The sequence below is a fragment of the Methylophaga sp. UBA1464 genome, assembly GCF_002325665.1.
GTDB lineage: Bacteria > Pseudomonadota > Gammaproteobacteria > Nitrosococcales > Methylophagaceae > Methylophaga.
Genome location: NZ_DCSO01000084.1, coordinates 27,802 through 32,603 on the forward strand (window position 1 = coordinate 27,802; position 4,802 = coordinate 32,603).

Genomic DNA, 4,802 nt, shown 5'->3' on the forward strand with positions numbered 1-4,802 from the left:
TATATCGCCAGCTTTATGGCGACAATAGGTGGTCGCCAACGTGATTCAGTTATCCATTAATCATTCAGCGTAATGTCAGACAGTCTTTATCAGGGAGAAATAACATGCGATCCATTCTTTTATGGTTTTTAGGTGTCCCCATTCCCATTATCATTATATTGGCGATTCTGTTGTGAATTAACAGGTTGTTGAGTGAAGCCGTTTATGGCTTCGCTCTTCGGTATAAAAGTTAAATTGCTCACCGACTTCAAACCGGTCAGGTGATTGATAAACCCCAGATATGGAGTTGAATCAATGACAACGAATAAGCAAGCAACAAACCGAACGTTCAGGGGTGAGATGACTGAAGATCTTCTTTCCTCCCTACAACAGTTATTTGTAGAAGTACGCCAGCAGACTGAACAAATTTGCGCCAAACTGGAAATTGAAGATCAAGTGGTGCAACCGGCGGCATTTGTCAGCCCTCCAAAATGGCATCTGGCGCATACTTCGTGGTTTTTTGACTGCTTCATTCTGGAACCGCTGAATCTGGCTCAGACCAGTAAATCACCGCAATATCATTTTTTATTTAACTCCTATTATAAGAGTCTGGGATCTCATTGGTTACAGTCCAGCCGAGGTCAGCTGTCGCGTCCGACGGTTAAAGAAATCATGAGTTATCGTCATCGGATTACGGAAGCCATTGTGGCGCTTTTTGAATCGAATTCGCTTTCTAAACAGCAGTTGGAAGTTCTTGCTGTCGGAATACAGCATGAGCAACAGCATCAGGAACTGCTGTTGATGGATATTAAATTTATTCTGGGCAACCAGCCCTGGCCCGAGGCGTATCAGCAAGCTGCCGATGCAGATAAACTTCTGCTTCCTGCAAGGGCACTGGGCTGGTTAGAGTCGACAGAAAATATTTCCCTGTTTGGAGCCCGTCTGACCGGGTTTTCCTATGATAATGAACGTCCTCGTCACAGACGCTGGATAAGTGGTTTTCAGTTAGCTGATCGATTGATTAATAACGGCGAGTATATGGATTTTATGACGGATGGTGGCTACCGTCGACCAGAACTTTGGTTAAGTGATGGCTGGGACTGGGTGCAGCAAAACCAGATCTGCCATCCATTGTACTGGCGTAAACAGAATCATCACTGGGACGAATATCATCTGAGTGGATTAGAGCCATTAAATCCTAATTTACCTGTCAGCCATATCAGTTTTTATGAGGCAGATGCCTATGCGCGCTGGTTGGGCGCAAGGTTACCCACCGAGTTTGAACTGGAGGCGTACTGCTCAAAAGATAAAGCATTGTTTGAGAAAGAAACGGCTTTCTGGGATCCTGATGAAACGGTTTATCCCTCACCGGAAAGAGCCTGTGATGCGTTTGATACCGGTCTGCTCTGGCAATGGACCAACAGTGCTTATGCACCTTATCCTGGATTCAAAACCACTAATACGGCTCTGGGTGAATATAATGGTAAATTTATGGCAAACCAATATGTTTTGAAAGGTGGATCTGTTGCGACTCCAAAACATCATATGCGCGCCAGCTATCGAAATTTTTATCGCCCATCAGATCGCTGGGCATTTACTGGTATTCGATTGGCAAGGGATTTGTAATGACCTATCTGGTATTAGATTCCTTACGGGATCAAACACAGGATGCCTTGAAAGAACAGTTTGCCTTTGATGTGTTGATGGGATTTTCCGCGCCTTCAAAATCTCTGCCCAGCAAATATTTTTATGATGCCCATGGCAGTCGGTTATTTGAGCAAATCACAGAACTGGAAGAGTATTATCCTACCCGTTGTGAGTTTGAGATTCTTAATAAGGTGGGGGGCGAGATTGCTGATTTTATCGCCGATGATCCCTTTGAAATCGTTGAGCTGGGTGCCGGGGATGGACGTAAAACCAAGGTGTTGCTAAACCAGATGTTACAAACCACCCATCAGTTTTCCTATGTTCCGATAGATATTTCGGAAACGGCTATGGCGGATCTGGTCAGCTCATTGAACCTCTCTCATCCTTCATTGGTTACGCATGGCATTGTCGGTGATTATTTTGCCAGTATCCGTCATTTGGAAGGCATTTCCGACAGTCGCAAGTTAGTATTATTACTGGGATCCAATATTGGCAATTTTGATTTTCCCAGCGCTAAACGTTTTTTACACAGTATATGGAAGTGTTTGAATCATGAAGATTTATTGTTGATTGGTTTTGATCTGAAAAAAGATATCGACGTCTTAACCAAAGCCTATAATGATAAACAAGGTGTGACCCGAGCATTTAATCTGAATATATTGACGCGTATTAATAACGAGCTGGAGGGAGAATTTGATTTAACACGTTTTACCCACCATGGAATGTACAATCCACGCCATGGTGCAATGGAAAGTTATCTGGTGTCGATTGAGCCGCAGCAAGTACATATCGGTGCGCTGGAAAAGACCTTTGAATTTGATGCCTATGAAGCCATTCATCTGGAGCTTTCCCATAAATATCTTTTATCCGACATGCAGAAACTGGCTAATGAGACCGGCTTTACCGTACTGAAAAACTGGCAGGATTCGCAAGAATATTTTGCTGATGGACTTTGGCAGGTCAATAAGGACTTCCCTGAATAATTTGTAATTTGTCCTTTGAGATTTTCATGCGTTTAATAAATGACAAAACCTATAAAGGCAAAAATGATGAAGTTTTCTATCAGCGATTTTCAGGCGCTCCCGGACAGCAGGATTAAATTAACGAAAAGCCCCACATCTGTTGAGCCACTCTATTCATCAAAAAAGCAGTATCAAAAATTGCTTAAAAAGAATGTTGATGCCTTAAGTGAATTACAGCACAAGCTGTATGCCGATAATCGATATGCTGTTTTACTGATTTTTCAAGGTATGGATGCTGCTGGAAAGGATGGGGCGATTCGCCATGTCATGTCGGGAATTAACCCGCAGGGGTTTCAGGTGTTCAGTTTCAAACAACCCAGTAACAATGAGCTCGAACATGATTTTTTGTGGCGTACTGTAAGGTGTCTGCCTGAACGAGGTCGAATCGGTATATTCAATCGCTCATATTACGAAGAAGTGCTGATTGTAAAAGTGCATCCTGACTTTCTGATGAATCAACGTTTGCCGGAACAATTGCCGCCCAAACAAGCTTTTTGGCGTGATCGCTATCGTTCTATTGTGGAGCACGAAGCCCATTTGCAACGCAGTGGCACCCGGATCATCAAGTTCTTTTTGCATCAATCCAAAGATGAACAAGCCAGGCGGTTCATGCAGCGTATTGATGATCCGGATAAAAACTGGAAGCTGACCACAGCGGATATTGAGCAACGTGAATACTGGGATGACTATACCAGAGCGTATGAAGACTGTATCAATGCAACAACGACCAAAGATGCGCCGTGGTACATCGTGCCAGCCGATGACAAACAAAATGCCCGGTTAATTATTTCGGAAATCTTTTTAAAAACGTTAACTGATCTGCCATTGGCCTATCCCCAGGCGACTGATGCTCACCGGCTTGAGTTGCAGTCGATTCGAAAGCATTTAGACAACTCCTGAATAACACAACGGGAAATCAGTTTAATGGTAACGCGGTAGAGTTAATCGGTGACTTCATTACAAACGAGGTATGTACACCGGTTACACCCTCAATTCGTGTCAGTTTCTGCAATAGAAACTGTTGATAGGCATCCATATCCCTGACGATGACTTTTAACAAATAATCAGCTGTCTGGCCGGTAATTAAGTGGCATTCCAACACTTCCGGATAGCCGGCAAGTTTTTCCTCCAGACCGCTGAAACGTTCCGGAGTGTGTTTATCCATGCTGATGCCAATAAAGGCCATCAACGTCAGCCCGAGTTTGCGTGCGTTCAATAACGCCACATAACCATCAATTAACCCATTCTCTTCCAACTGCTTAACGCGTCTTAAGGTGGGGGAAGGAGACAGGTTAATGGCCTCCGCCAACTCCTGATTAGAAATTCGTCCCTGTTTTTGCAGGATATCGAGAATCATCTGATCATAGCGATCCAGTTTTTCAGTCATGATTTACTCCAATAAAATGTATTAAAGGCATTTTATGCTTAAAAAATATATTTATCAGCAATAAAATGTTATATGACCATATTTTGATGCAACTTTAGCAATTTAATTCTGCCGCTGTTTATCTATACTGTTCCACATGCCTGAACCGGTAGCGTTATGAGCCACAAGCTTTGTTTAACGCAGTTATCTCAAGTTCATCATAAGTGAGCGGCGGAAACTGAAAAAGGGACTGGAAATCCTTCAGCCATTGTTAAATAAACCTGCCGGAAGCGTTATTAACGTTATACGCCATGAGGCAACTCTATTTTTTATACAGACTCAGGAGTCAGAAGATGATTGCTAATCCCGCTCAAAAGTATCGGCGCTTTGAGCCAATTCAATTGCCGGATCGACAATGGCCGAACCAGGTGATTGAAAAGGCGCCTATCTGGATGAGCACCGATCTGCGTGATGGCAATCAGGCGCTGATTGATCCGATGTCGGTCGAGACCAAAATCCGCTATTTCAAAGCCTTGGTGGAAATGGGCTTCAAGGAAATTGAAGTGGGATTTCCGTCAGCTTCTGACACCGACTTTAATCTGGTACGTCGCTTGATCGAAGAAAATCTGATCCCGGACGATGTGACGATAGAGGTGTTAACCCAAGCCCGTCAGGATTTGATTGAACGTACAGTTGAATCATTGAAAGGTGCTCGCCGGGCTATTTTGCATATGTACAATCCAATCGCGCCAGCGTTTCGCAAAATTGTTTACAACACCGATAAAGCT

General features: G+C 43.5%; 4 protein-coding genes and 1 pseudogene. 4 read left to right on the forward strand and 1 reads right to left on the reverse strand.

Features of this window, described 5'->3' with window-relative positions; all coding sequences use genetic code 11:
- Nucleotides 1–339 precede the first annotated feature (339 nt).
- From egtB to B3O33_RS10730, 3 genes are read left to right on the forward strand one after another with little or no spacing between them, the layout of a single operon-like run.
- Complete coding sequence (gene egtB / locus B3O33_RS10720; RefSeq protein WP_292362259.1) at nt 340–1,605, forward strand: ergothioneine biosynthesis protein EgtB; 1,266 nt, start codon at nt 340–342, stop codon at nt 1,603–1,605.
- Nucleotides 1,605–2,609, forward strand: a complete 1,005-nt coding sequence (gene egtD / locus B3O33_RS10725) for an L-histidine N(alpha)-methyltransferase (RefSeq protein WP_292362260.1) — start codon at nt 1,605–1,607, stop codon at nt 2,607–2,609. The genes egtB and egtD overlap by 1 nt, the downstream gene beginning before the upstream one ends.
- 39 nt (nt 2,610–2,648) lie before the next feature.
- Nucleotides 2,649–3,548: an ADP-polyphosphate phosphotransferase gene (locus tag B3O33_RS10730; RefSeq protein ID WP_292363567.1), complete on the forward strand. Its 900-nt coding sequence runs from the start codon at nt 2,649–2,651 to the stop codon at nt 3,546–3,548.
- A gap of 16 nt (nt 3,549–3,564) precedes the next feature.
- Here the strand turns inward: B3O33_RS10730 and B3O33_RS10735 are convergent, their stop codons facing one another.
- Complete coding sequence (locus B3O33_RS10735; RefSeq protein WP_292362261.1) at nt 3,565–4,035, reverse strand: Lrp/AsnC family transcriptional regulator; 471 nt, start codon at nt 4,033–4,035, stop codon at nt 3,565–3,567.
- Between the two features lie 332 nt (nt 4,036–4,367).
- On the opposite strand from B3O33_RS10735, the pseudogene B3O33_RS10740 reads away from it, so the two are divergent.
- Nucleotides 4,368–4,802: pseudogene (locus B3O33_RS10740) on the forward strand (2-isopropylmalate synthase); the annotation flags it as partial.